Origin of the sequence: Methylobacterium ajmalii (assembly GCF_016613415.1) — a bacterium.
GTDB classification, from domain to species: domain Bacteria; phylum Pseudomonadota; class Alphaproteobacteria; order Rhizobiales; family Beijerinckiaceae; genus Methylobacterium; species Methylobacterium ajmalii.
In genome coordinates this window covers 1-22,562 of record NZ_JACWCT010000017.1, presented here as the reverse complement: position 1 = coordinate 22,562, position 22,562 = coordinate 1, and the positions used below count along the sequence as shown (strand labels likewise).

Annotated in this window: 21 protein-coding genes and 1 pseudogene; 8 read left to right on the top strand and 14 right to left on the bottom strand. The window is 71.3% G+C overall.

Annotated features, from left to right (window positions below; translation table 11 throughout):
- Positions 1 to 296: 296 nt before the first annotated feature.
- Complete coding sequence (locus tag HPY23_RS03010; protein ID WP_060850837.1) at positions 297 to 1,223, top strand: LysR family transcriptional regulator; 927 nt, start codon at positions 297 to 299, stop codon at positions 1,221 to 1,223.
- Between the two features lie 4 nt (positions 1,224 to 1,227).
- On the opposite strand, the gene HPY23_RS03005 is transcribed toward HPY23_RS03010, so the two are convergent.
- The gene (locus tag HPY23_RS03005; protein ID WP_060849921.1) at positions 1,228 to 2,367 is read right to left on the bottom strand and encodes an HD domain-containing phosphohydrolase; all 1,140 of its coding nucleotides are present in this window, start codon (positions 2,365 to 2,367) and stop codon (positions 1,228 to 1,230) included.
- A 595-nt stretch (positions 2,368 to 2,962) separates the two neighbouring features.
- Positions 2,963 to 3,295 (bottom strand): hypothetical protein, encoded by a 333-nt coding sequence (locus tag HPY23_RS03000; RefSeq protein WP_210344415.1) that lies wholly within the window; start codon positions 3,293 to 3,295, stop codon positions 2,963 to 2,965.
- A 284-nt stretch (positions 3,296 to 3,579) separates the two neighbouring features.
- On the opposite strand from HPY23_RS03000, the gene HPY23_RS02995 reads away from it, so the two are divergent.
- Positions 3,580 to 4,443 (top strand): S49 family peptidase, encoded by an 864-nt coding sequence (locus HPY23_RS02995; protein WP_091887876.1) that lies wholly within the window; start codon positions 3,580 to 3,582, stop codon positions 4,441 to 4,443.
- A gap of 3 nt (positions 4,444 to 4,446) precedes the next feature.
- Here HPY23_RS02995 and HPY23_RS02990 read toward each other — a convergent pair whose 3' ends face one another.
- The 4 genes from HPY23_RS02990 to ccrA all read right to left on the bottom strand — a co-directional run bounded on the left by HPY23_RS02990 (position 4,447) and on the right by ccrA (position 8,553).
- Positions 4,447 to 4,824: a hypothetical protein gene (locus HPY23_RS02990; protein ID WP_060849923.1), complete on the bottom strand. Its 378-nt coding sequence runs from the start codon at positions 4,822 to 4,824 to the stop codon at positions 4,447 to 4,449.
- An 88-nt stretch (positions 4,825 to 4,912) separates the two neighbouring features.
- A complete protein-coding gene (locus tag HPY23_RS02985) occupies positions 4,913 to 6,112 on the bottom strand; it encodes a lytic murein transglycosylase (protein ID WP_060849924.1) in 1,200 nt (399 codons plus the stop codon).
- A gap of 405 nt (positions 6,113 to 6,517) precedes the next feature.
- Positions 6,518 to 7,120 (bottom strand): 3-isopropylmalate dehydratase small subunit, encoded by a 603-nt coding sequence (gene leuD / locus HPY23_RS02980; RefSeq protein WP_060849925.1) that lies wholly within the window; start codon positions 7,118 to 7,120, stop codon positions 6,518 to 6,520.
- A gap of 122 nt (positions 7,121 to 7,242) precedes the next feature.
- Complete coding sequence (gene ccrA, locus HPY23_RS02975; RefSeq protein WP_060849926.1) at positions 7,243 to 8,553, bottom strand: crotonyl-CoA carboxylase/reductase; 1,311 nt, start codon at positions 8,551 to 8,553, stop codon at positions 7,243 to 7,245.
- Between the two features lie 194 nt (positions 8,554 to 8,747).
- Here ccrA and HPY23_RS02970 point away from each other — a divergent pair, with 194 nt between their 5' ends.
- Entirely contained in the window at positions 8,748 to 10,766 is a 2,019-nt protein-coding gene (locus HPY23_RS02970) for a protein meaA (protein WP_060849927.1), read from the top strand.
- Positions 10,767 to 11,256: 490 nt separating this feature from the next.
- On the top strand, positions 11,257 to 11,595 hold the full coding sequence (locus tag HPY23_RS02965) for a hypothetical protein (protein WP_175539996.1): 339 nt from the start codon (positions 11,257 to 11,259) through the stop codon (positions 11,593 to 11,595).
- Here HPY23_RS02965 and HPY23_RS02960 read toward each other — a convergent pair.
- Positions 11,562 to 11,846: pseudogene (locus HPY23_RS02960) on the bottom strand (hypothetical protein); the annotation flags it as partial. The gene HPY23_RS02965 and the pseudogene HPY23_RS02960 sit on opposite strands and share 34 nt — an antisense overlap.
- A gap of 139 nt (positions 11,847 to 11,985) precedes the next feature.
- Between HPY23_RS02960 and HPY23_RS02955 the strand changes: the two are divergent.
- On the top strand, positions 11,986 to 13,401 hold the full coding sequence (locus HPY23_RS02955) for a M20 family metallopeptidase (RefSeq protein WP_091887872.1): 1,416 nt from the start codon (positions 11,986 to 11,988) through the stop codon (positions 13,399 to 13,401).
- Between the two features lie 234 nt (positions 13,402 to 13,635).
- On the top strand, positions 13,636 to 14,106 hold the full coding sequence (locus HPY23_RS02950) for a hypothetical protein (protein ID WP_091887870.1): 471 nt from the start codon (positions 13,636 to 13,638) through the stop codon (positions 14,104 to 14,106).
- Positions 14,107 to 14,143: 37 nt separating this feature from the next.
- On the opposite strand, the gene HPY23_RS02945 is transcribed toward HPY23_RS02950, so the two are convergent.
- From HPY23_RS02945 to HPY23_RS02925, 5 genes are all read right to left on the bottom strand, one after another.
- On the bottom strand, positions 14,144 to 14,413 hold the full coding sequence (locus HPY23_RS02945) for a GNAT family N-acetyltransferase (protein WP_175539995.1): 270 nt from the start codon (positions 14,411 to 14,413) through the stop codon (positions 14,144 to 14,146).
- A gap of 58 nt (positions 14,414 to 14,471) precedes the next feature.
- Complete coding sequence (locus HPY23_RS02940) at positions 14,472 to 14,903, bottom strand: HIT family protein (protein ID WP_091887866.1); 432 nt, start codon at positions 14,901 to 14,903, stop codon at positions 14,472 to 14,474.
- A 215-nt stretch (positions 14,904 to 15,118) separates the two neighbouring features.
- Entirely contained in the window at positions 15,119 to 16,279 is a 1,161-nt protein-coding gene (locus HPY23_RS02935; protein WP_060849932.1) for a M20 aminoacylase family protein, read from the bottom strand.
- Between the two features lie 177 nt (positions 16,280 to 16,456).
- Positions 16,457 to 17,830: a serine hydrolase domain-containing protein gene (locus tag HPY23_RS02930; RefSeq protein ID WP_091887864.1), complete on the bottom strand. Its 1,374-nt coding sequence runs from the start codon at positions 17,828 to 17,830 to the stop codon at positions 16,457 to 16,459.
- 185 nt (positions 17,831 to 18,015) lie between these two features.
- Positions 18,016 to 19,248, bottom strand: coding sequence for a GNAT family N-acetyltransferase (locus tag HPY23_RS02925; protein WP_091887863.1), 1,233 nt, complete (start codon positions 19,246 to 19,248; stop codon positions 18,016 to 18,018).
- Positions 19,249 to 19,364: 116 nt separating this feature from the next.
- Here HPY23_RS02925 and HPY23_RS02920 point away from each other — a divergent pair, with 116 nt between their 5' ends.
- The gene (locus HPY23_RS02920; RefSeq protein WP_236012653.1) at positions 19,365 to 19,745 is read left to right on the top strand and encodes a hypothetical protein; all 381 of its coding nucleotides are present in this window, start codon (positions 19,365 to 19,367) and stop codon (positions 19,743 to 19,745) included.
- Positions 19,746 to 19,842: 97 nt separating this feature from the next.
- Here the strand turns inward: HPY23_RS02920 and rplS are convergent, their stop codons facing one another.
- Positions 19,843 to 20,250, bottom strand: a complete 408-nt coding sequence (rplS, locus tag HPY23_RS02915; RefSeq protein WP_060849935.1) for a 50S ribosomal protein L19 — start codon at positions 20,248 to 20,250, stop codon at positions 19,843 to 19,845.
- A 303-nt stretch (positions 20,251 to 20,553) separates the two neighbouring features.
- Between rplS and HPY23_RS02910 the strand changes: the two genes are divergently transcribed.
- Positions 20,554 to 20,841, top strand: a complete 288-nt coding sequence (locus tag HPY23_RS02910; protein ID WP_063920145.1) for a GCG_CRPN prefix-to-repeats domain-containing protein — start codon at positions 20,554 to 20,556, stop codon at positions 20,839 to 20,841.
- A 69-nt stretch (positions 20,842 to 20,910) separates the two neighbouring features.
- Here the strand turns inward: HPY23_RS02910 and HPY23_RS02905 are convergent.
- The coding region (locus HPY23_RS02905) for a SpoIIE family protein phosphatase (RefSeq protein ID WP_338101064.1) at positions 20,911 to 22,562 on the bottom strand (1,652 nt) is incomplete at its 5' end.

Below are 22,562 nucleotides of genomic sequence, written 5' to 3'. Positions count from 1 at the left end.
CGCGAGGGCGCCGGCGGTCGCCGCGGCGGCCGCCGCGAGGGCGGCGATCACCGGGCCGACGGCCGGCGGCCGGCGCGGCGTCGTCGCCTCGGTGCGGGCGCTCAGAAGCATGTCCTGTCTCCGAGCCTTGTCGGTGCCTCTCGGGGGCGTCATCCGTCTCCGCTGGCCGCCAGCTTAGGCGCCCGGGGGTAGCGCCGTCACCCCGTCCCGAAGTACGGGATGCGCGGAACTCCGCCGCGATGTCGAACGGATCCTTCCACCGATCGCCGGCCGAGGAGCGGATGGCGCAGGACCGCATACGCAACCTCTCGCTCAAGCAGCTCCATGCCGTGGCGGCGATCGCCCGGCTCGGCACCATGACGCGGGCGGCGCAGGAACTGAACGTCACGCCGGCCGCCCTGACCGCGCGGATCAAGGGCCTTGAGGACGAGATCGGCCTGCTCCTGTTCGACCGCACCCATGCGGGGCTCAAGCCGACCGATGCCGGCCGCGAGCTGCTCTGGGCCACCGACAGCATCGGTACCGTGCTCGACACCTGCGCCGAGCGGCTGCGGGCCCTGCGCGGCGGGCGCGGCGGCAAGGTCTCCCTCGGCGTGGTCTCGACCGCGAAATACTTCGCGCCGAGTATCGTCGGCGGCTTCGCCCGGGCCCATCCGGGGGTTGAGATCGACCTCGTGGTCGGCAATCGCGGCGCCACCGTCGAGACCCTGCGCGACTACCGCGTCGACCTCGCGCTGATGGGCCGGCCGCCGCGGGACTTCCCGATCGCCGCCGAGGCCTTCGGCCCCCACCCCCTGGTGGTGATCGCCCCGCCCGGCCATCGCCTGGCGGCGCGCCGCGGCGTGACCCGCGAGGAATTGGCCGAGGAGCCGTTCCTGGTGCGGGAATACGGCTCGGGCACCCGCACGGTGTTCGAGGAGTTCATGGCCGGGCTGCTGGTGCGGCGCGCGCCGATCGGCATCGACAACGGCTCGAACGAGACCATCAAGCAGACCGTGATGGCGGGCCTCGGGATCGCGCTGATCTCCGGCCACACGGTGGCCATGGAGGTGGCGGCCGGCCGCCTCGTGCTCCTCGACGTCGAGGGCCTGCCGATCCGGCGCGACTGGTTCGCGGTCCGGCGGGCCGAAAAGGTGCTGAGCCCCGCCGGCCAGGCCTTCTGGGACTTCCTGGTGGAGGAGGGCGCCACCTGGCTGCCGGAACTGCCGGGCGCGGCCCGGTAGCGGATCAGGCGGCCTCGCCCCGGACCGGCTCCGGCGGGAGGTCGGCGGGCACCTCGCGCAGCAGGGCCGGAACCCGGGCCCAGGGTTCGGTCAGGGCCGGCAGGTCGCGCAGGCGCGCCGCCGCCGAGGCGCCGACCGCGAGGATATCGTCCCAGCGCGACAGGAAGGCGGCGACGCAGGCCGGATCGAAGTGGCGGCCGCTCTCCGCCTCGATGCAGGCGCGCGCCTCGCAGGCCGGCATCGCCGCCTTGTAGGGCCGCACGGTGGTGAGCGCGTCGAACACGTCCGCCACCGCGACGATGCGGGCGGCAAGCGGGATCGCCTCGCCGGACAGCCCGCGGGGATAGCCGCCGCCATCCCAGCGCTCGTGGTGGGATTCCGCGATCTCGGCCGCGAGCCCGATCAGGGCGCAGTGGCTGCCGCCCAGGATGCGCTTGCCGATCTCCGCATGGGTGCGGATCAGGGCGAACTCCTCCGCGTCGAGACGGCCGGGCTTGAGCAGCACGCCGTCCGGGATGCCGACCTTGCCGACGTCGTGGAGCGGGGCCGCGAGGTAGACCCGCCGGCACAATTCCGCGTCGAGCCCCAGGGCCTCGGCCATGATCTGGCTGTAGCGGGCGACCCGCCAGGTGTGGTCGCCGGTGTCGTTGTCGCGGTACTCGACCGCGAGGGACAGGCGGAAGATGATCTCGGCCTCCCGCTCGCGCAGGACCCGCACCGCCTTCTCGACCTCGCCGGCGAGCCACGACGCCTGGTCGTCGAGCCGGCGCACCGCGGTGGCCAGGCGCACGACGTTGCGCATCCGCACCTTCATCTCGACCCGGCCCATGCGCTTGTCGAGGAAGTCGGTCGCCCCCGCGTCCAGGGCGGCGAGCCGGGTCCGGTCGTTGACCTCGCTGGTGATCATCACGATCGGCACCTGGGCGTAGTGCTCGATCGCCCGCAGGTGGCGGATCACCGCGATGCCGTCCATCTCGGGCATGTTGTAGTCGACGAGGACGAGGTCGAAGGCGCGCATCCGCGCCTCGTCGAGGGCCGAGAGTGGGTTGTTGATGGCGGAGACGTAGACCTGCTGGTCGTGCTCCAGGAGATGCTTCAGCCGCAGGAGTACCGTCTGGCTGTCGTCGATGACGAGTACGTCCATCTGCCCTCTCCCGCGGCGCACAGCGTCCGACCTTCGGCCGACCCCGCGGCGTGGGAAGCCCTCGCGGCTGCCCATGTGCGAAACCAGGATTCGATCTTCCTGGCGCGGCATCTTGGATTTTGCCACTTAACCGAGAGTAAACGGAGCGCATCGGATTTGGCCGTCACGGTTACGCCGGCATTTCTGTCGTCGGCGCATCCGGAACGAACAATGCAGCCATGATGCCGACGAGCGACGCGAGGCTCGATCGAACGATCTGCCGGCACTCCGCCGGGACAGCGGGCGGATCTCGTCTCGTGATGATCCTGCGGCGGAGGCGTGTCTTCCGGACCGTCATGCCGCCGAAAGACATGCGTCGGCGGCCAGCGGGTGCCGCGGCACGGTACGGAGTCTGTCGGAACGGGTCGCTCTGCTGCGAGTCGCCCGCCCGTGATGCGGCTCGATCCCGACGGCGAGCCCACCGGCCGGGATCGTCCCGGCCGGTGGATCGGATGTCGGAGCATTTTCCGACGAAGTGGGTATCAGCTCGTCGTAGAAAATGCGGCAAAACAAATACTGGGAGAGCTTCGTGATTGCAGCGCGATCGTGAAGCTCTCTAGAAGTAGAAGCGCGGACCGTAGATCCGGCGGTAGTGCGGCCGATAATAGGGACGATAGTAGCGGCGGTAATACGGGCGATAGGCGCGCCGGTAGTACGGCCGGTAATAGTAGCGCCGGTAGGGCCGGTAGCCGTAGTAGCGGCGATACGGGCGGTAGCGGTAGTAGCGGCGGTAGTAGTACGCCTTGCCGACCAGCGCCGTGGCGGGGGCCGCCTCGGCTGCGAGGGCGCCGGCGGTCGGCAGGGCGGCGGCGGAGCTGCGGCTGGTGCCGAGCCCGATCCCGGCGACCAGAAGGGTCAGGACCAGGCCGATCCATCGTAGGACGCGCATGATGTCGGTCTCCCTCGGGCGGCGCGACGCTCGTCGCCGGCGCCCCGTCTGCAATTGGACAACGAGACAGAGAAGGCCCGCCGGATCCGCGGCGGGACGCCCGCCCGACGACCGAGGGGCGCTTACCGAACAACTAGATCGCGACGGCCCCGCTTCAATCGACGCATCCCGCAAACGTGAGGACCGGGCGGGACGCCCCGCATCCCCTGCGGCACCGGCCCTCGCTTGCCGGGACGGGGCGGCCCGCGTACCTGTCGGGCGTCCCCTCGGAGATCCCTGCGCCCATGCCGTTCCGGCCCTTCGACGCCCTGTGCGCCCTCCTGCCCGAGCGGTGGGCGCGCCGCCATCCGGTGGTGCCGGTGGTGCGCCTGAGCGGCGCCATCGGGGCGGTCTCGCCGCTGCGGGCCGGCCTGTCCCTGGGCGCCTGCTCGCCGGCGCTCGAGCGGGCCTTCGGCATGAAGGGCATCCGGGCGGTGGCGATCGTGATCAACTCGCCCGGCGGCTCGGCGGCGCAGTCGCACCTGATCTTCCGGCGCATCCGGGCGCTCGCCGCAGAGGCCGAGGTGCCCGTCCTGGCCTTCGTCGAGGACGTCGCGGCCTCGGGCGGCTACATGATCGCCTGCGCGGCCGACGAGATCTTCTGCGATCCTGCCTCCCTCGTCGGCTCGATCGGTGTGGTCTCGGCGGGTTTCGGCTTCACTGGCCTGATCGAGCGCCTGGGCGTCGAGCGCCGGGTCCATACCGCCGGCAAGGCCAAGGCGATGCTCGACCCCTTCCGGCCCGAGAACCCCGACGACGTCGCCCGGCTCAAGATCATCCAAGCCGACGTGCAGGCGATGTTCACCGAGCTCGTGCGCAGCCGCCGCCCGGCCCTGTCGGGCGATCCCGACGAGCTGTTCTCCGGTGCGGTCTGGACCGGGCGCCAGGGCCTGGCGCTCGGCCTCGTCGACGGCCACGGCGACGTGCGCTCGGTGCTGCGGAGCCGCTTCGGCGACACGGTGCGGTTGCCGGTGGTCGAGCAGGCCCGCGGCGGCCTGCTCTCTCGGTTGCTGCGCCGGCGCGAGCCGGGCGCGGTCGGAATCGCGGCGATCGAGGGCATGCTCGCCACCCTGGACGAGCGCGCGGCCTTCGCCCGCTACGGGCTTTAGGGATCAAGGCGCCGCCGGCTCCCGCAGGCTCGCCGGCAGCTGCGTCAGGCACAGGATCTGGTCCTGCCGCTCGTAGGTCTCGCGCTCGCGGATCGCCCGCTCGACCTCGTCGGTGTCGGCGGTGGAGTAGCGCAGGCCGAAGGGGATCGAGCCGTCCTTCGGGTAGGCGGCGAGCTTGCGCCGGGTCTCGGCGCGGCAATAGGCGACCCAGTCCGGCGGCAGCCCGAGCCGGCGGGCGGTGGCCGCCACGGCGGCCCCGACCCGGATCTGCGCCTCGCGCTCGCTGCGGGCGAGCGCCCGGTCGTCGAGCCCGTTGATCAGCCCGGTGACCACGAAGCCGAGGGCGACCACGATGCTGACGAGGACGAACAGGCTGCGCATCGTCGAGGCCTGCTCCCACGCGGTGGTTCGGGCGTGAGACTCCAGATGTCGCGCCGGGCCGCCTTGGCAACCCGGCACGACGGGATGCTCAGTTGCCGCGCAGGAGCGCCTCGAGCACCTTCGCGCCGGGACGGCCGGTCTGCGGCATGCCGAGGCGGCGCTCGACGTCCTTGATCGCGTCGCGGGTCTTGGCGCCGACCTTGCCGTCCGGCTCGCCGACGTCGTAGCCGCGGGAGGCGAGCGCGCTCTGGAGGCTGCGGCGCTCGGCGCGCGACAGGGGCGGGTCGTCGGTCGGCCAGGCGGTCTGCACGCCGGCCTTGCCGCGCAGGCGGTCCGACAGGACCGCGATGGCGAGCCCGTAGGATTCGGCGGCGTTGTAGGAGTAGATCGCGTCGAAGTTCTTCGTCACCAGGAAGGCCGGGCCGGCGGCGCCGGCGGGCGCCAGGATCCCGACCGGTCCCTCGGCCGAGAGCGGCCGGCCGTCGAGGCGGGTGACGCCGAGCGAGGCCCAGTGCCCCACCGGCTTCTTGTTCTTGCGGCCCGCCGCCGCGACGTTGAAGCCCGGCGGCAGCCGCACCTCGTAGCCCCAGGGCTGGCCGTTGTGCCACTTGGCGACGCGCAGGAAGTTGGCGGTGGAGCCGACCGCGTCCGGCACCGAATCGACCACGTCGCGCCGCCCGTCGCCGTCAAGGTCGACGGCGAGGCGGTGATAGGTCGTCGGCATGAACTGGGTCTGGCCGAAGGCCCCGGCCCAGGAGCCGGTCAGGCGCTCGGGCGCGATGTCGCCCCGGGCGATAATCTTGAGGGTGGCGATCAGCTCGCCCTTGAAGAACTCGCGCCGGCGGGTGCCGCCGCAGGCGAGCGTCGCGAGCGACTGCACCAGCGGCATCTTGCCGAGGTTCTTGCCGAAATTCGATTCGACGCCCCACACCGCCGCGATGGTGTAGCGGTCGACGCCGTAGCGCGACTCGGCCAGCGCCAGGGCGCTCGCGTGCTGGCGCATGGCGGCGCGGCCGTCGTCGACCCGCTCGTCGTCGACGAGGGCGGCCATGTAGTCCCAGATCGGCGTCTTGAACTCGGGCTGGGCCTGGGACAGCTCGATGACCTTGTCGTCGAAGCTGATCCCGGCGGTGGCGGCCTGGAACGCCGCCGGCGAGACGCCGGCCGCCGCGGCCTCCTGGCCGATTCCGGCAAGGCAGGAGCGAAAATCCGCCAGCGCCGCCTGGGGCAGGCCGAGGCCGGCGAGGCAGAGCAGGGTGGCGGCCTTGAGGGTCGCGCGCCGCGTCATGCAGAAATCTCTCCCGTTTCGCCGATCCAAGCACCGGAATAGGGCGTCATCAGGGTTAAGGAAAACCTGACGAACTCGGCGACCGACGGGAGATCCGCCGCGGCGAACGGCCCATCGGCCCGGCGGGATTATTTTTGTCGGAGAGCATCATGCCCGGAAAGGCGTCTTGCTCCGTCGGTGCCGGCTTGACGTGAGCGGAAGGTCCCAAACCACCCACGACCTCATCCCGAGGTGTTGGTCGATTGCAAATCGACCGACCTCGAAGAAGGTCTCCAGTTCGCGCATGGGTGACTGGAGCCCTCCTTCGAGGTCAGTCCATCGCAGATGGACTGACACCTCAGGATGAGGTCGTGGGCGAGAGGAAAATTTATTTTCTAGTGCCGCGTCTGACAATCAGCCACGCTCTCAGGCCCAGGGGCGCTCGGCGAGCTTCTGCTCGTAGGCGTCGATCGAGGCGGCCTTCTCGAGCGTCAGGCCGATGTCGTCGAGACCGTTGATGAGGTTGTGCTTGCGGCCCGGATCGATGTCGAAATGCAGGGTGCCGCCGTCCGGCCCCTTGATGATCTGGTTCTCGAGGTCGATCGTCAGCGTCGCGTTGGCGCCGCGGTTCGCGTCGTCGAGGAGCTTCTCGAGGTCCTCAGGCGACACCGTGATCAGCAGGATGCCGTTCTTGGCGCTGTTGTTGAAGAAGATGTCGGCAAAGCTCGTCGAGATGATGCAGCGGATGCCGAAATCGGCCAGCGCCCAGGGGGCGTGCTCGCGCGAGGAGCCGCAGCCGAAATTGTCGCCCGCCACCAGGATCTTGGCATTGCGGTAGGCCGGCTGGTTGAGGACGAAGTCCGGGTTCTCGGAGCCGTCGTCGCGGTAGCGCATCTCGGAAAAGAGGCCCTTGCCGAGGCCGGTGCGCTTGATCGTCTTGAGGTACTGCTTGGGGATGATGCGGTCGGTGTCGACGTTGACGATCGGCAGCGGCGCCGCGACGCCCTCGAGAACGGTGAACTTTTCCATTGTGTCTGCGTCCGAGATGCGTGCCGCGCGGGGAGGACCCGCGCGGCGCCAGTTCGGAGGTGTTCTAGCAACTCGCCGGTGCGGCGGGAAGCGCGCGCCGCGTCAGTGCGAGCGGGTCGCGCTCACCGCGACCCCGACAGCTCCAGCACGTCGTCGAAGGTCCTGAGCCCCGGACGCGGGGAGTTCACCAGCACCGCCATGTTGCCGGGCGCGTGCTGGTTCTTCCACATCTTGGTGTGGGCCTCCGGGATCTTGTCCCAGGGGAAGAGCTCGCTCATGCAGGGATCGACCCGGCGGTCGATGACGAACTGGTTGGCGGCGGCCGCCTGTTTCAGGTGGGCGAAGTGCGAGCCCTGGATGCGCTTCTGGCGCATCCAGACGTAGCGGGCGTCGAAGGTGATGTTGAAGCCGGTCGTGCCGGCGCAGAACACCACCATGCCGCCGCGCTTCACCACCAGCGCCGAGACCGGGAAGGTCGCCTCGCCCGGGTGCTCGAACACGATGTCGACGTCGTTGCCCTTGCCGGTGATGTCCCAGATCGCCTTGCCGAACTTGCGGGCTTCCTTGGTCCACTCGTTGAACTCGGGCGAGTTGACCTTGGGCAGCTGGCCCCAGCAGTTGAAGTCCTTGCGGTTGATGACGCCCTTGGCGCCCAGGCTCATGACGTAGTCGCGCTTCGACTCGTCGGAGATGACCGCGATGGCGTTGGCGCCGGCCGCCGCGCAGAGCTGCACGCCGAACACGCCGAGGCCGCCCGACGCGCCCCAGATCAGCACGTTCTGGCCCGGACGGATGGTGTGGGGCGCGTGGCCGAACAGCATCCGGTAGGCCGTGGCGAGGGTGAGCGTGTAGCAGGCGCTCTCCTCCCAGGTCAGGTGCTTGGGCCGCTTCATCAGCTGGCGCGACTGCACCCGGCAGAACTGGCCGAAGGACCCGTCCGGGGTCTCGTAGCCCCAGATGCGCTGGGTCGACGAGAACATCGGGTCGCCGCCGTTGCACTCCTCGTCGTCGCCGTCGTCCTGGTTGCAGTGGACGATGACCTCGTCGCCGACCTTCCAGCGCTTCACCTTGGCGCCGACCGCCCAGACGATGCCCGAGGCGTCCGAGCCGGCGACGTGGAAATCGGCCTTGTGGACGTCGAAGGGCGAGATCGGCTCGCCGAGGCCCGCCCAGACGCCGTTGTAGTTGACGCCGGCGGCCATCACGAGGACGAGCACCTCGTCGTCGCCGATCGACCAGGTCGGCAGGACCTCGATCTGCATCGATTCTTCCGGCGGCCCGTGCCGTTCGCGCCGGATCGCCCAGGCGTACATCTTGGACGGGACGTGACCCAGTGGCGGGATCTCGCCGATCTCGTAGAGATCCTTGATCTCGGTCCCACCCTTCGGGGACCCACCCTTCGACACCGGATCCAGCGCGGCGCTCGCTGCCATCGTGGTCCCTCCCTTGAAATATTGCACTGCACCGTGGATCCTAGCGGTGTTCTAAGGGGCCTCCAATAGCCCTTTTGGCGGTCGGTGCGACTTGTCGGCCTTAGGTCAAGGATGACGGTCGACCCGCGCGTGTCTACCATCCGGGCGCGAGTGGGCACCGCCCACCGGGCCGGTCAACGAGGGCGAGGGCGGAAATGGGCGAACCGGAGGTCAAGCGCGACAAGCCGTGGATCATCCGCACCTATGCGGGCCATTCCACGGCCGCGGAATCGAACGCGCTCTACCGTGGCAACCTCGCCAAGGGGCAGACCGGCCTCTCGGTCGCCTTCGACCTGCCGACCCAGACCGGCTACGACCCCGACCACGAGCTCGCCCGCGGCGAGGTCGGCAAGGTCGGCGTCTCGATCGCGCATCTCGGCGACATGCGGACCCTGTTCCAGGACATCCCGCTCGCCCAGATGAACACCTCGATGACCATCAACGCCACGGCCCCCTGGCTGCTGGCGCTGTACCTCGCGGTGGCCGAGGAGCAGGGCGCCCCGTTCTCCGCGCTGCAGGGCACGACCCAGAACGACATCATCAAGGAATACCTGTCGCGGGGCACCTACGTCTTCCCGCCGGGGCCCTCGCTCAGGCTCACCAAGGACGTGATCCTGTTCACGACGAGCCAGGTTCCGAAGTGGAACCCGATGAACGTCTGCTCGTACCACCTGCAGGAGGCCGGGGCGACGCCGGTCCAGGAGCTGTCCTACGCGCTGGCGGTCGCCATCGCGGTGCTCGACACGGTGCGGGACGATCCCGATTTCGACGAGGCGAGCTTTTCCGACGTGGTCGGGCGGATCTCGTTCTTCGTCAATGCGGGCATGCGGTTCGTCACCGAGATCTGCAAGATGCGGGCGTTCAGCGATCTCTGGGACGAGATCACCCGCGACCGCTACGGCATCACCGACGAGAGGAAGCGCATCTTCCGCTACGGCGTTCAGGTGAACTCGCTCGGGCTCACCGAGCAGCAGCCCGAGAACAACGTTCACCGCATCCTGATCGAGATGCTGGCCGTCACCCTCTCGAAGCGCGCCCGTGCCCGTGCCGTGCAGCTGCCGGCCTGGAACGAGGCGCTCGGCCTGCCGCGCCCCTGGGACCAGCAATGGTCGATGCGGATGCAGCAGATCCTCGCCTTCGAGACCGACCTGCTGGAATACGACGACATCTTCGACGGCTCGGTCGCCATCGACGCCAAGGTCGAGGCGCTGAAGACCGAGACCCGGGCCGAGCTCGCCCGGATCGGCGCGCTCGGCGGCGCCGTCACCGCGATCGAGACCGGCCTGATGAAGCGGGCGCTGGTCGAATCGAACGCGAAGCGCATCGCCGCGATCGAGCGCGGCGAGCAGGTCGTGGTCGGCGTCAACAAGTTCCAGAACGGCGAGCCCTCGCCGCTCACCTCCGGCGACGGATCGATCTTCACCGTCTCCGAGACCGTCGAGATGGAGGCCCAGAGCCGCATCAAGGCCTGGCGCGCGCAACGCGACGCCGCCGCGGTCGCGGCGGCGCTCGACGAGCTCGAGGCCGCCGCCCGCGAGGGCCGCAACGTGATGCCGGCCTCGATCGCCTGCGCCAAGGCTGGCGTCACCACCGGCGAGTGGGGCGAGCGCCTGCGCCAGGTCTTCGGCGAGTACCGCGCGCCGACCGGCGTGACGCCCGAGACCGCGACCTCCGGGGCGGCCGAGGAGGCGCGCCTCCTCGTCGCCGATCTCGGCGAGCGGCTCGGCGAGGCGCCGAAGCTCGTCGTCGGCAAGCCCGGCCTCGACGGCCACTCGAACGGCGCCGAGCAGATCGCGCTGCGCGCCCGCGACGTCGGCTTCGATGTGACCTACGACGGCATCCGCCAGACCCCGGCCGAAATCGTCGCCAAGGCGCGCGAGCGCAACGCCCACATCATCGGCCTGTCGATCCTGTCGGGCTCGCACGTCCCGCTGGTGCGCGAGGTCCGGGCGCTGCTGCGCCAGGAAGGCCTCGACCACATCCCGGTCGTCGTCGGCGGCATCATCTCGTCGGAGGACGAGCTGGTGCTGAAGAACATGGGGGTCGCGGCCGTCTACACACCGAAGGACTACGCCCTCGACACCATCATGGTCGGCCTCGCCAAGGTGGTCGAGCGCGCGATCGCCCGCCGCGATGCCGAAGCCGCGGAGCCGCGGCGCGAGGAGGTGTTCTGAGGGCGGGTCCACTTTTCGCCGGTCGCAGCCACGACCGGCGTCATCCACGATCCGCGGGAGATCGACGGGGTCGTCCTTCGTGAGCCTAGGGATGGGGTCGATCTGCGGAGGTGCTGCAGGTCGACCGACGGCCTGCAGGCTGTCCGACGTGCCCGTCCCGAGACGCCACCGACTCGGGCGCGATCAGCGCAGATGCGCGAAGCTCCGGCAAATCCCGGACGAGCGTCAGGAACTCGACCGGGGTCGCGATCCCGGGCCGTCGCTGTGACGGCGTCCGAGATCCCGGCTCGGGTCCCGACGCTCGCGTAGAGCGCAATCCCTAGCCGAGGCTGTGACGCCCACCACACGCGGTTCGGATGGGGGCCGAAGCGACGATCGGCAAGGCCTGGAGAGAGAGGACGGCCGGGAGTTCTCGCCGTCTCGAGGACGGATCGAAAGACGCTGCCTGCGAGCCGCCGGACCGGCCGGGCTGAACCGGGGAACGTTATCCATGAGCCTTGGCGACCTGCCGACACTGGTGACCCGGCGCGAGGATGCCCTCACCCTGCTCGAGGCCGTTGCCTCGGGCGTCGACGAGTGCGCGTTCGCGCCGTTCGTGCGAGCGCTCACCACCCCCGAGGTCGAGCAGGCGGTCGCGATCATGCGCGGCTCGGGCAACGAGATGAGCCCGCCGGTCCACCTCGGCGCCCTCCTCGCCGCGGCCGGCCTGGTGACCAATGACGAGGTGTTCCAGGCCCTCGACGCGCGTCGGGCCCGCGCCCGAGGGAGCGGTGGCGTGAGCGACGATCCCGACGTCTACGAGGGCACCGAACCACCCCGGGTTTCTTGAAGGCTGTTCGTCTTCGGTCCGGCGGCCGAGGCTTGGTCGCCGACGTTGGCATGATCGCGCGCTTCGGATTCGGTGTGAGGGACGTTGCCGATCGGTGCGAGCAGGCGGCGGCTGTCGTACCGGTCGATCCATTCCAGGATGGCGTACTCGACGGCCATGATGGGGCGCCACGGCCCGCGTCGGTGGATGACCTCCGCCTCGAACAGGCCGTAGATCCTCTCGGCCAGGGCGTCGTCGTACGGGTCCCCGACGCGGCTGCACCATCACGTTCCGGGACTGTACGTCCAACGCAGCGCATTCCAGGGCCGAGCGGAGCGCATGGCGCCCGGCCCCCATCGTGCGACAAGGGGGCGGGGCAGAGCCTAACAACAGCCCGGGACGCGAGGAAACATGCACAACAGCGAGGCGATCTGGGGGCACGTCGACGAGCACGCGGAGGCGTTCGTCGCTCTCTCCGACCGGGTCTGGGAGATGCCGGAGCTCAACTTCCAGGAAGTGCGCTCCGCGGCCGAGCACACCGCGATGCTGCGCGCCCAGGGCTTTCGGGTGACCGAGGGCATCGACGGCATCCCGACCGCCATGATGGGCGAGGCCGGGGAGGGCGGTCCCGTCATCGCGATCCTTGGCGAGTACGACGCGCTGCCGGGCTTGAGCCAGGAGGCGGGGGTGGCCGAGCATCGGCCGCGTCCGGGGGAGGGCGCCGGTCACGGCTGCGGTCACAACCTGCTCGGCGCCGGCGCGCTGCTGGCCGCCACCGCCGTCAAGGACTGGCTCGCCCGTGAGGGCCTGCCCGGCCGCGTGCGCTACTACGGCTGCCCGGCGGAAGAGGGCGGAGCCGCCAAGACCTTCATGGTGCGCGACGGCGTCTTTTCCGATGTCGACGTCGCGATCACCTGGCATCCGGGCCCGTTCGTGGCGATCTGGGAGCCGGTCTCCCTGGCGATCCAGCTCATCGACTTCGCCTTCGTCGGCAAGGCCTCGCACGCGGCCGCCGCCCCCCATCTCGGGCGCTCGGCCCTCGACGCGGTCGAGCTGATGAACGTCGGCGTCAACTATCTGCGCGAACACATGCCGAGCGACGCGCGGGTGCATTACGCCTATCTCGATGCCGGCGGCATCGCCCCCAATGTCGTCCAGGCGAGCGCCACCGTGCGCTACCTCGTGCGCGCCGCCGACCTGCCGAGCCTCCTCGACCTCGCGGCCCGGGTGGAGCGGATCGCGCAGGGCGCCGCCCTGATGACCGAGACCACGGTGACGAGCCGGGTGGTGAGTGCGATGTCGAACCTGTTGGCGAACCCGCCGCTGGAGGAGGCGATGCACGCCAACCTGATGCGCCTCGGGCCTCCGCCCTTCGACGCCGAGGACCGGGCCTTCGCGGACAAGATCCGGGCGACGCTGACGGAAGAGGACATCGTCTCGGCCCATCGCCGCTTCGGCATGCCGGTGACCGACGCGCCGCTCTGCGACGCGATCGTGCCGCTGCGCGCGGTGGGCGAGCGGATGATGGGCTCGACCGATGTCGGCGACGTCAGCTGGGCGGTGCCGACCGTGCAGGCGCGGGGCGCCACCTACGCCATCGGCACCCCGGGCCATTCCTGGCAGATGACCGCCCAGGGCACGAACCCGGCGGCCCACAAGGGCATGATCCACGTCGCCAAGGCGATGGCCGGTACGGCGGTCGACGTCCTGCGCGACCCCGACCTCCTCGTCCGCGCCAAGGCCGACCACGCCGAGCGCCTGGCCCGCACGCCCTATCGCTGCCCACTGCCGGACGGTCTGGCGCCGCCCCTCGACATGGTGGGGTGAGGCGGCTTCCTCCCTCTCCCGGGCCCCGGACAGGGGTCCGGGCAGGAGACCGGGGAAGAGGTTCGGGGGCCAGGTGCCGTGTCCCCGAGGAATCGCCGGTTGCATCAAATGCGACGCTTTCGCCTCACCGGGCGACGAGATCTCGCCCCGTAGCGTCAAGCTCGACGGACGCCGACGGCCCGCATCGCGGACCGTCGGCGAGAAGGCCATGCCACCGTCGCACCGGAGCATGTCATGATCGTCACGGGTGCCTCTCTCCTCGGGCAGGTCCTCGCAAGCCGCGCGTCGCCCGGCTTCGCGCCGGCGGCATCGTCCTCTCCGGCAAGCCGTGATCCGGCCCCGGCGCCGGACGTCGCGACGCCGAAGGTCGCCTCCGTGACGATGTCCCCGTCGATCCTGTCGGCTTTGCTCGACCTGCGGTCGTCCTCCCGCGCCTCGCCGGATGCGGGCACGCGGGACGAGGCCGCGTCGTCCGATCGGCCCGGGGCCGGATTCCGGACCACCGTGGATCCCGGCTTGGTGCGCGAGACGATGGCGGTGCTCGAAGGCCGGAGCGGGGCCGGCGCAACGGCAGGGAGGGACGGCGTGGCCCGCCTGCTCGACTTGCTCGCGGCGAGCCGAATGACGGGCACTGACGCCAGGGCCACGGCCGGACAGGCGCCGAGTTCGGTCTTCGACCTGTTCGACCGGGCGGTCGCCCACTGAAGGCGGGCCCGCGACTCCTGGCGCGGGCTACCGACCGTCAGGCCTCGCGTCCGCGGTGGCGGCGCAGCCACGATGCCGCGTAGCCGCAGAGCGGCACGATCTGCCGGCCCTCCGCCCGCGCCGTCTCGGCGACCGCCCGCATCAGCCGGTCGGCGGTGCCGGTGCCGCGCAGGGCCGGCGGCGCGTACACGTAGGCAATGACGAGGGCGCCGGGCTGGCGGCGATAGTCGGCATAGGCGACCTCGCCGTCCACCTCGAGCTCGAACCGGCTCCGCCCCGGATCGTCGCGCATTCCCGTCCCGTGCATGGCGCCGCCCGGCCTCTCGTGTGTCTGGGGCAAGACCCCGATGCCGGCCCGGTTCCCGTTAGCCGGCCAATGCCGCGCGGAGCCGCTCGGCGTGGGCCGCCAGCACGGCCGGATCGGCCATGCCCTCGACGTGGCGGCGCGGCGGCGCGCCCTCGTGCCGGGGCAGGACGTGGACGTGGAGGTGGAAGACGGTCTGCCCGGCCGCCGCCTCGTTGTACTGGTAGACCGCGACGCCGTCGGCCGCGAAGGCCGCCTTGGCGGCCCGGGCCACGCGCTGCACGGCGGCGTAGAGTGCCCCGAGCGTCGCCGGGTCCGCGTCGAGCAGGTTGCGGCTCGGGACCTTGGGCACCACCAGGGTGTGGCCGTCGGCCTGGGGCATCACGTCCATGAAGGCGACGACGTGCTCGTCCTCGTAGACCTTGTGGCACGGCACCTCGCCGCGCAGGATCTTGCCGAAGATGTTCTGGGGATCGTAGGCGGTCTCGGTCATCTCGAAATCCCGTGTCGCTGCGAGCTCGTGGGAGCGCGGGCCGGGGCCGACGCTCCCTCGGCGGCGTTCCGGGCATGCTCCTGCGGCAGGACGGCGCCCCGGCGCAACCGCTCATTTCCGGCAAGGGTCTGCCGGCAAGGGTCTGCCGGCGAAGGCGCCGCCGGCACGGGACGGCGAGGCCGGACCCGCCGGGGGGCGGGTCCGGCCCCCTTCCGTCACGCCGCCGAGCGCCGCTCGACCAGCCGTGCGAGGTAGGCCGCGCCGAGCGGGATGATCGCGTCGTCGAAGTCGTAGGCCGCGTTGTGGACGGCCGCCCCGCCCTTGCCGTCGAGCCAGGCATAGGCGCCCGGCACGGCGAGCAGCATGTCGGCGAAGTCCTCGCTGCCCATCTTGGGCTCGGGCGCGGTGTCGACCTTGGCCGCGCCGAACAGCTCGGTGGCGATCTCGGCGGCGGCCCGCGTCTGGGCCTCGCTGTTGCGCAGCACCGAGAAGATGTTGCGGATATCGACGACGATCTCGGCCCCGAAGGTCGCCGCGATGCCGGCCGCGATCTCGCGCATGCGCTTGGCCACCAGGGCGCGGATGTCGTCGTCGAAGGTGCGGATCGTGCCGGCGAGGTGGGCCTCCTCCGGGATCACGTTGTAGGCCGCCCCGGCATGGACCTGGGTGATCGACAGCACGGCCGATTGCAGCGGGTCGGCGTTGCGGCTGACGATCGTCTGGAGCGCCTGGACCAGGGCGGCCTGGACCACCACCGGATCGACGCCGCGGTGCGGCTGCGCCCCGTGGGCGCCGCGGCCGACGATGCGGATGTCGAAGAAGTCGGCCGCCGCCATCGCGGCGCCGGCCCGCACCGACAATTCGCCGACGCGCCCGCCCGGGTTGTTGTGCAGGCCGTAGACCTCGTCGCAGGGAAAGCGCGAGAAAAGCCCGTCGGCCAGCATGGCGCGGGCACCGCCCAAGCCCTCCTCGGCGGGCTGGAAGATGAACACCGCGGTGCCGTCGAAGTCGCGGGTCTCGGCGAGGTACTTGGCGGCGCCGAGCAGCATCGTGGTGTGGCCGTCGTGGCCGCAGGCGTGCATCTTGCCCGGCACCGTCGAGCGGTAGGGCAGGTTCGTCGCCTCCTCGATCGGCAGCGCGTCCATGTCGGCGCGCAGCCCGATGCGGCGCGCACTCGTTCCGCGGCCCGTCAGGACGCCGACGACGCCGGTGCGGCCGATCCCGCGATGGACCTCGATCCCCCAGGAGGCGAGGTTTTCCGCCACGATGCCGGAGGTGCGCACCTCCTCGAAGCCGAGCTCGGGATGGGCGTGCAGGTCGCGCCGGATGGCCGTGAGGGCGTCGAGGTCGGCGGAGATGCGGTCGATCGGGGACATGCGGCGGAACGCTCCGGGACGTGACGGCCCGTGTCGCCAGGGCCTGACGGCACGCATCCTCCGGTGGCCGCAGGCGCAAGTCCAGGGGCTCCGATGCATGGGGCACCGATGCATGGGGCACGGATGCTTGGGGCGCGGATGCAATCACCGTATCCGGCCGCCCGTGCCCCGGATCGCTCAATCGGCGATGGCGCCGTAGACGAGCTGCTTGATCTCGCGCCGGTAATGGGCGCGGCTCGGGCCCGGCGCCTGGGTCATCATCACCACCGCCAGGTCCTCCTTGGGATCGACCCAGAAGAAGGTGCCGGCATAGCCCGCCCACATGAACTCGCCCTTCGAGCCCGGCACCCCGGCGATGCCGGCGTCCTTGCGCACCATGAAGCCGAGGCCGAACGTGTAGCCGGGCACGCCCATCAGCAGCTCGCCCGGGCCGACCACCGGCTTGATCCGGTCGCCGAGATGGTCGGCGGTCATCAGCTCGACGGTGGTCCGGCTGAGCACCCGGGTGCCGTCGAGGCTGCCGCCGTCGAGCAGGGCCTGGGCGAAGCGCAGGTAGTCGGCGGCGGTGCCGTAGCCGCCCGCACCCCCGGAATCGTTCTTCGGGACGGCGCCGTCGATGAGCCGGTTCGGCGCGCCGGTGGCGGGATCGTTCGGCAGCGCCTGGGCGATCCGCCCGGCCTTGTCGGCCGGTACCGAGAAGCCGGTCTCGGTCATCTTCAGCGGCCGCAGCACCCGCTCCGCCAGGTAGTCGCCGAGGCGCCGGCCGGAGGCCTTCTCGACGACGCGGCCGAGCACGTCGACCGCGAGGCTGTACTGCCAGACCGTACCGGGCTGGTAGGCGAGGGGCGCCCCGGCGATCCGGCTGGTGAACTCGTCCGGGGTCAGGTCGGTGGTGTTGTAGTCGAAGTCGGGCTTGACCAGGCCGGCCTTGGCGTAGGCGGCCTTCACCGCGGGGTTGGTGGTGATCTCACCGTAGGCGAGGCCGGCCGAGTGGCGCAGGAGGTCCTGCACGGTCGGCGCGCGCTCGGCCGGGACGAGGTCGGGCGCGGACTCGCCGAGCGCGTTCGGCCGGGTGCCGGCGACCTTCAGGTCCTTGAATTCGGGCAGGTACTTCGCGACCGGGTCGGTCAGCTGGATCCGGCCGTCCTCCACCAGCGTCATCGCGGCGACCGAGGCGAGCGGCTTCGTCATCGAGTAGATGCGAAAGATCGCGTCCTTCTCCAGCGGCGCCCCGGCGGCCTTGTCGCGGAAGCCGAAGCTCTCCGCGTAGGCGAGGCGGCCGCGCCGGGCGATCATCACCACGGCCCCCGGCAGGCGGCCGGCGGCGACCTCCTCTTCCATTACTTGCCTGATCCGGCCGAGCCGCTCGGAGGAGAGCCCGACCTCCTCCGGCCTGGCCGGTGCCAGGGCCTCGCCGGTGCGCGGATGCAGGGCCGCATCCGCGACGGCCGGGGTTTGCAGGGCAGGGATGAACAATGCCAGCACCACCCCGAGGCAGCCCGACAGGACCCGGCGGGACGCGCGCCCGCGTCCTCCCTCGCTCGTCGACATGACGTTTCGCTCCCGAACCGGAGCCTCTTGTCGGGCCCCGTCCTGGGAGCCTAGAGCATTTTGCGACGAAGTGGGAACCGGTTCGTCGCAGAAAATGCGACAAAACAAAGACTTAGAGAGCTTCGCGATTGCGACGCGATCGTGAAGTGCTCTAGCGGCCCTCCGCGCCGGGCGCTACGGCGCGGTCAGTCCTCGCCGCGCCGGAACGGTGTCGCCGCATCGAGCTCCTCGGCCGCCGCCGCGACGTGGCGCGCCTCGCGCCGCAGGTAGTCGGCGATGGCCGCCCGCAGGCCGGAATCGGCGATGTCGTGGGCCGAATGCGTGATCACCGGGCGATAGCCGCGGGCGAGCTTGTGTTCGCCCTGCGCGCCGGCCTCGACCCGGGCGAGGCCGTGACGAATCGCGAACTCGATCGCCTGGTAGTAGCAGACCTCGAAATGCAGGAACGGATGGTCCTCGATGCAGCCCCAGTTGCGGCCGTAGAGGGCGCGATCGCCGATCAGGTTGATGGCGCCGGCGACGTACTGCCCCTCGCGCCGGGCCATCACCAGCAGGATCCGCTCCGGCATCCGCTCGCCGATGAGCGAGAAGAAGCGCCGGTTGAGGTAGGGCCGGCCCCATTTGCGCGAGCCGGTATCCATGTAGAACCGGTAGAAGGCGTCCCAATGCGCCTCGGTCAGATCGGCCCCGGTGACCCACTCGATGGTGAGGCCGGTGGCGAGCGCGTCGCGCCGCTCGCGCTTGATCGCCTTGCGCTTGCGCGAGGCGAGCGCCCCGAGGAAATCCTCGAAGGTCGTGTAGCCGTCGTTGTCCCAGTGGAACTGCTGGTCGACCCGGCGCAGGAAGCCGAGCGCCCCGGCCCGCTCGGCCTCGGCCTCGGGCAGGAAGGTCGCGTGGATCGAGGAGGCCTCGACCTGCCGGCGCAGGGCGCGCAGGCCGGCGACGAGCGCGGCGGTGGCCTCGTCCGCGTCCTCGCCCGGGGCGATCAGGAAGCGGGGTCCCGTCACCGGGGTGAACGGCACGCTGACCTGGAGCTTGGGGTAGTAGCGCCCGCCCGCCCGCTCGAACGCGTCGGCCCAGCCGTGATCGAACACGTACTCGCCCTGCGAGTGGGACTTCAGGTAGCAGGGCGCGTAGCCGATCACCCGTCCGTCGCGCTCGGCAGCGACGTGCAGCGGGACCCAGCCGGTGCGGCCGCCGACGCAGCCCGAATCCTCCAGCGCCGACAGGAAGGCGTGGCTGACGAAGGGATTGTGGCTCTCGCCCGCCCCCGCCATCGATTCGGCGGAGTGGGCGCAGCGGTCCCAGTCCGCCGCCGCGATCTCGCCGATGCGCTGGACGACGCGGACCTGCAGGGTGCCCGGCGCCGGGGTGTCCCCGCCCTCCGCCGCGCCGCATCTCTCGCCGGGTGTCTCCATGGCGGGGAAGCTAGGACGGGTCCCGGGGGCCGGCAATGCGGCGCGGCCTCGCAGCGCCGCCGGGCCGGTGGGCCCTCGCGGAACCGTTGGCCCATCCGGTCCATTTGTTTCCAATCATGACCAGAGACGACATCACGACACGCCCCCTCCCGCCCGCGGCGACCGGCACGCCGCCCCTGACGGGGAAGGACGCCCTTGCCAAGGCCTGGGACGACCGAATCGCCCGGCTGCTCGACCTCCTGCCGCGGCGGGTGGCGGATTCCGTGTCCTGGCTGCGGGCGCCGTCGCGGCGCTGGGTGCGGATTCCGGCGGCCGTGCTGCTGATCCTCGGCGGCTTCCTGGCGATCCTGCCGGTCTTCGGGCTGTGGATGCTGCCGCTCGGGCTCGCGCTCCTGAGCGAGGACATCCCCGGCATGAAGCCGTCGCTGGAGCGCGCGGCGCGCTGGCTCGAGGACAAGTGGCACCGGCTCGCCCGCCGGTGGCGCGGCGAGCGCTGAGCCGGTTTCGGGTCGGGACGGCCCCCGAACGAGAAAGGCCGCCTCGACCCGGCAGGGGAGGCGGCCTTCCTGTCGTCGCGGTGATCCGGGGAGGATCTTACTCGGCGGCGACGGTCTTCTTGGACTTGTTGGTCTTGCCCTTCTCGGCGCCGCGCTCGGCGCGCTCGGCGATACGGGCCGACTTGCCGCGACGATCGCGCAGGTAGTACAGCTTGGCGCGACGCACCTTGCCGCGACGCACGACCTTGATCGAATCGATGTTCGGCGAGTAGACCGGGAAGACACGCTCGACGCCTTCGCCGTACGAGATCTTGCGGACGGTGAAGCTCTCGTTGATGCCGCCGCCGGAGCGGGCGATCACGACGCCCTCGTAGGCCTGGACGCGGCTGCGCTCGCCTTCCTTCACCTTGACGTTCACGATGACCGTGTCGCCGGGCTCGAAGTCGGGGATCGTCTTGTTGAGCTGAGCGATCTGCTCCTGCTCGAGCTGCTGGATGATGTTCATTGTCAAACTCCTGCCGTCGCCGCCGCGCCCCGGCATGGGGTCCGGCGTCAGGATTTCGGCGTCCTGTTGTGAGTTGCCGGCTCCCTTACAGGAACGGTCGCGGCTTGTCGACACGGGGTCTCGCGCCTTTTTCGAGGCCGCGTGCCAGCGAGGGGCAATGGGAGAAGACGAGGGAGACGAGGGAGAAAGACGGGGGTGGGAACAGAACGGCGCATTCCCGGTTGTGTCGGCTCGGCGCGGCGGCCGATACCGGTCCCGCCCGCTCCACGGACACCGTCACGGACTACACGGAGGACCATCCGCATGCTGATGCGTTGGAAGATCGCCGGCCTCGCCGCCCTGGCGTTCGGCGGCCTCGCGGCCGCTCCCGCGAGCGCCGCCCCGGCCGGCCCCGGCCTCTCGGGCGTGCTCGCCCCCGAGGCGCCGGTGACGCAGGTCGCCCAGGGCTGCGGCCCGGGCTTCGCCCGCGGCCCCTGGGGCCGCTGCCGGCCGATGTACGGCCGCCGCTATTTCGGTCCGCCGCGGGTCTACGGCCGCCGCTGCTTCATCCGCCCGACCCCGTACGGGCCGCGCCGGATCTGCCGCTTCTGACCGGCCCCCGATCGCTCGCGATCGGCCTCCGATGAACCGGGCGGGGCTTCCCACGGGACCCCGCCCGTCTCACGTCAGGACCGGCCGGAACGCCACTAGGGCCATGTCGTCCCGGCGCGGCTCGGGCCCGCGATGGTCTGCGAGGTCGCGTTCCAGCGCCGCCACCTGCCCGGCGAGCGGCAGGTCCCGGTGCCGCTGCAGGATCCCGGCGACGCCTCGGTGACCGAGGAGCCGGCGCGAGGCGCCGCCCATCTGGTCGCTGACCCCGTCGGTCATCAGGAAGAAGGTCTCGCCGCCGTCGAGCGCCAGCACCGTCGCGGCGAGCGCCTCCTCCCGGCCGGTCGGCCGGTAGCCGAGGCCGTGGCGCCGGCCCTTGATCCGGGTGATCGTGTCGCCCGACAGGACCGTGAGGGCGAGGCCGGCTCCCGAGAAATGCAGGGTGCGCGCCGCCCGGTCGACGACGCAGACGCCGCAATCGAGCCCGTCGTCGGAGCCGCCCGCCCCGTCCCCGGCCTGCCGCAGCCGCCCCCGCACCGCCGCGTCGAGGGCGGCCAGGATCGCGTCGGGCGCGCGCAAGGCCCGGTCGTGCAGGATCCGGTCGAGGGCGGTCGCCACGATCAGGGTCAGGAAGGCGCCGGGCACGCCGTGGCCGGTGCAATCGGCCACCACGACGACCGTGAGGCCGTCGATCTCCTCGACCCAGAAATAATCGCCGCCGACGACGTGCAGCGGCTCCCACAGCACCGCGAGGTCGAGGCCCGAGTGCCGCAGGGCATCGGGCCCGGGCAGCACCGCCTGCTGGATGCGTCGGGCGTAGCCCAGGCTCTCCATCACCAGGCCGTTGGCCTCGGCGAGCTGCCCGTGGGTGCGTTCGAGCTCGGCCAGCAGGTGGCGCGCCTCGTCGCCGCTCCGAAGGCCCTCGACCATCCGGTTGAAGGCCGCCGAGATGTCGGCGATCTCGCGGCTAGGCCGCCGGCGGCCGGCGAGGTCGACCGTCGCCCAGTCCTTCCGCTCGACCCGGCCCATGGCGGCAAGCAGGTGCGCGAGGGGAGCCAGGACGTGGCGGCGCACCGCGACGCGCAGGGCGAGGGCGAAGGCCAGGATCAGCACCAGGCTGGCGCCCAGCACCATCACGAACTGCTTCTCGGCGTTGGCCCGCAGGCCCTCGGCCGAGAGCACAAGGGTCAGGCTGCCGGGGGGCGTGCCGCCCGCGGCCGGCGCGCCGGCGCCGCCCTCGATCTCCGCCGAGACCTGGATGCGCTCGAAGTTGCGGCCCCGCGGCTCCTCGCCGAGGCGGGCCACCACGCCGCCGGTCCCGTCGCGCAGGACCGCGTAACGGAAGCCGGGATCGAGGCCGAGCGCCTGGAGCGACGGGCCGTAGGAGGTGGTCCAGTCCGGGCGCGACAGCGCCCGGGCGGTCATGTCGGCCATCGTCTGGGCGCGCTCGCCCGAGAGACGGATCTGGTCGCCGTAATTGACCCAGGCGATTACCACCTGGGTCAGCAGCACCAGGGCGGCGATCACCGGCGACAGACGCAGGAACAGGGTGTGGGCGAGGCCGTCGAGGTTGCGGCCCCGGGCGGCGCCGCGTAGCGCCCCCGGGCGCATCGTGTCGGCGCCGCCATCCTGCGTCGTCGGCACCCCGGTGACGCCGGGACCGGGCGGCGCGTCGCCGCGGCGCAGGGGGCCGGCCCCCCGCAGCGACCCGCCGCGGCGGGGGC

Excerpts from the sequence above, each read along its gene's own strand:
- leuD (WP_060849925.1), bottom strand. The coding sequence starts at position 7,120 with ATGGAAAAGTTCACCGTTCTCGAGGGCGTCGCGGCGCCGCTGCCGATC.
- HPY23_RS02935 (WP_060849932.1), bottom strand. The coding sequence starts at position 16,279 with ATGTCCCCGATCGACCGCATCTCCGCCGACCTCGACGCCCTCACGGCC.
- HPY23_RS02955 (WP_091887872.1), top strand. The coding sequence starts at position 11,986 with ATGCACAACAGCGAGGCGATCTGGGGGCACGTCGACGAGCACGCGGAG.
- rplS (WP_060849935.1), bottom strand. The coding sequence starts at position 20,250 with ATGAACATCATCCAGCAGCTCGAGCAGGAGCAGATCGCTCAGCTCAAC.
- HPY23_RS02995 (WP_091887876.1), top strand. The coding sequence starts at position 3,580 with ATGCCGTTCCGGCCCTTCGACGCCCTGTGCGCCCTCCTGCCCGAGCGG.
- HPY23_RS02930 (WP_091887864.1), bottom strand. The coding sequence starts at position 17,830 with ATGTCGACGAGCGAGGGAGGACGCGGGCGCGCGTCCCGCCGGGTCCTG.
- HPY23_RS02925 (WP_091887863.1), bottom strand. The coding sequence starts at position 19,248 with ATGGAGACACCCGGCGAGAGATGCGGCGCGGCGGAGGGCGGGGACACC.
- ccrA (WP_060849926.1), bottom strand. The coding sequence starts at position 8,553 with ATGGCAGCGAGCGCCGCGCTGGATCCGGTGTCGAAGGGTGGGTCCCCG.
- HPY23_RS02985 (WP_060849924.1), bottom strand. The coding sequence starts at position 6,112 with ATGACGCGGCGCGCGACCCTCAAGGCCGCCACCCTGCTCTGCCTCGCC.
- HPY23_RS03005 (WP_060849921.1), bottom strand. The coding sequence starts at position 2,367 with ATGGACGTACTCGTCATCGACGACAGCCAGACGGTACTCCTGCGGCTG.
- HPY23_RS02945 (WP_175539995.1), bottom strand. The coding sequence starts at position 14,413 with ATGCACGGGACGGGAATGCGCGACGATCCGGGGCGGAGCCGGTTCGAG.
- HPY23_RS02920 (WP_236012653.1), top strand. The coding sequence starts at position 19,365 with ATGACCAGAGACGACATCACGACACGCCCCCTCCCGCCCGCGGCGACC.
- HPY23_RS02950 (WP_091887870.1), top strand. The coding sequence starts at position 13,636 with ATGATCGTCACGGGTGCCTCTCTCCTCGGGCAGGTCCTCGCAAGCCGC.
- HPY23_RS03000 (WP_210344415.1), bottom strand. The coding sequence starts at position 3,295 with ATGCGCGTCCTACGATGGATCGGCCTGGTCCTGACCCTTCTGGTCGCC.
- HPY23_RS02990 (WP_060849923.1), bottom strand. The coding sequence starts at position 4,824 with ATGCGCAGCCTGTTCGTCCTCGTCAGCATCGTGGTCGCCCTCGGCTTC.
- HPY23_RS02970 (WP_060849927.1), top strand. The coding sequence starts at position 8,748 with ATGGGCGAACCGGAGGTCAAGCGCGACAAGCCGTGGATCATCCGCACC.
- HPY23_RS02940 (WP_091887866.1), bottom strand. The coding sequence starts at position 14,903 with ATGACCGAGACCGCCTACGATCCCCAGAACATCTTCGGCAAGATCCTG.
- HPY23_RS02910 (WP_063920145.1), top strand. The coding sequence starts at position 20,554 with ATGCTGATGCGTTGGAAGATCGCCGGCCTCGCCGCCCTGGCGTTCGGC.
- HPY23_RS02965 (WP_175539996.1), top strand. The coding sequence starts at position 11,257 with ATGAGCCTTGGCGACCTGCCGACACTGGTGACCCGGCGCGAGGATGCC.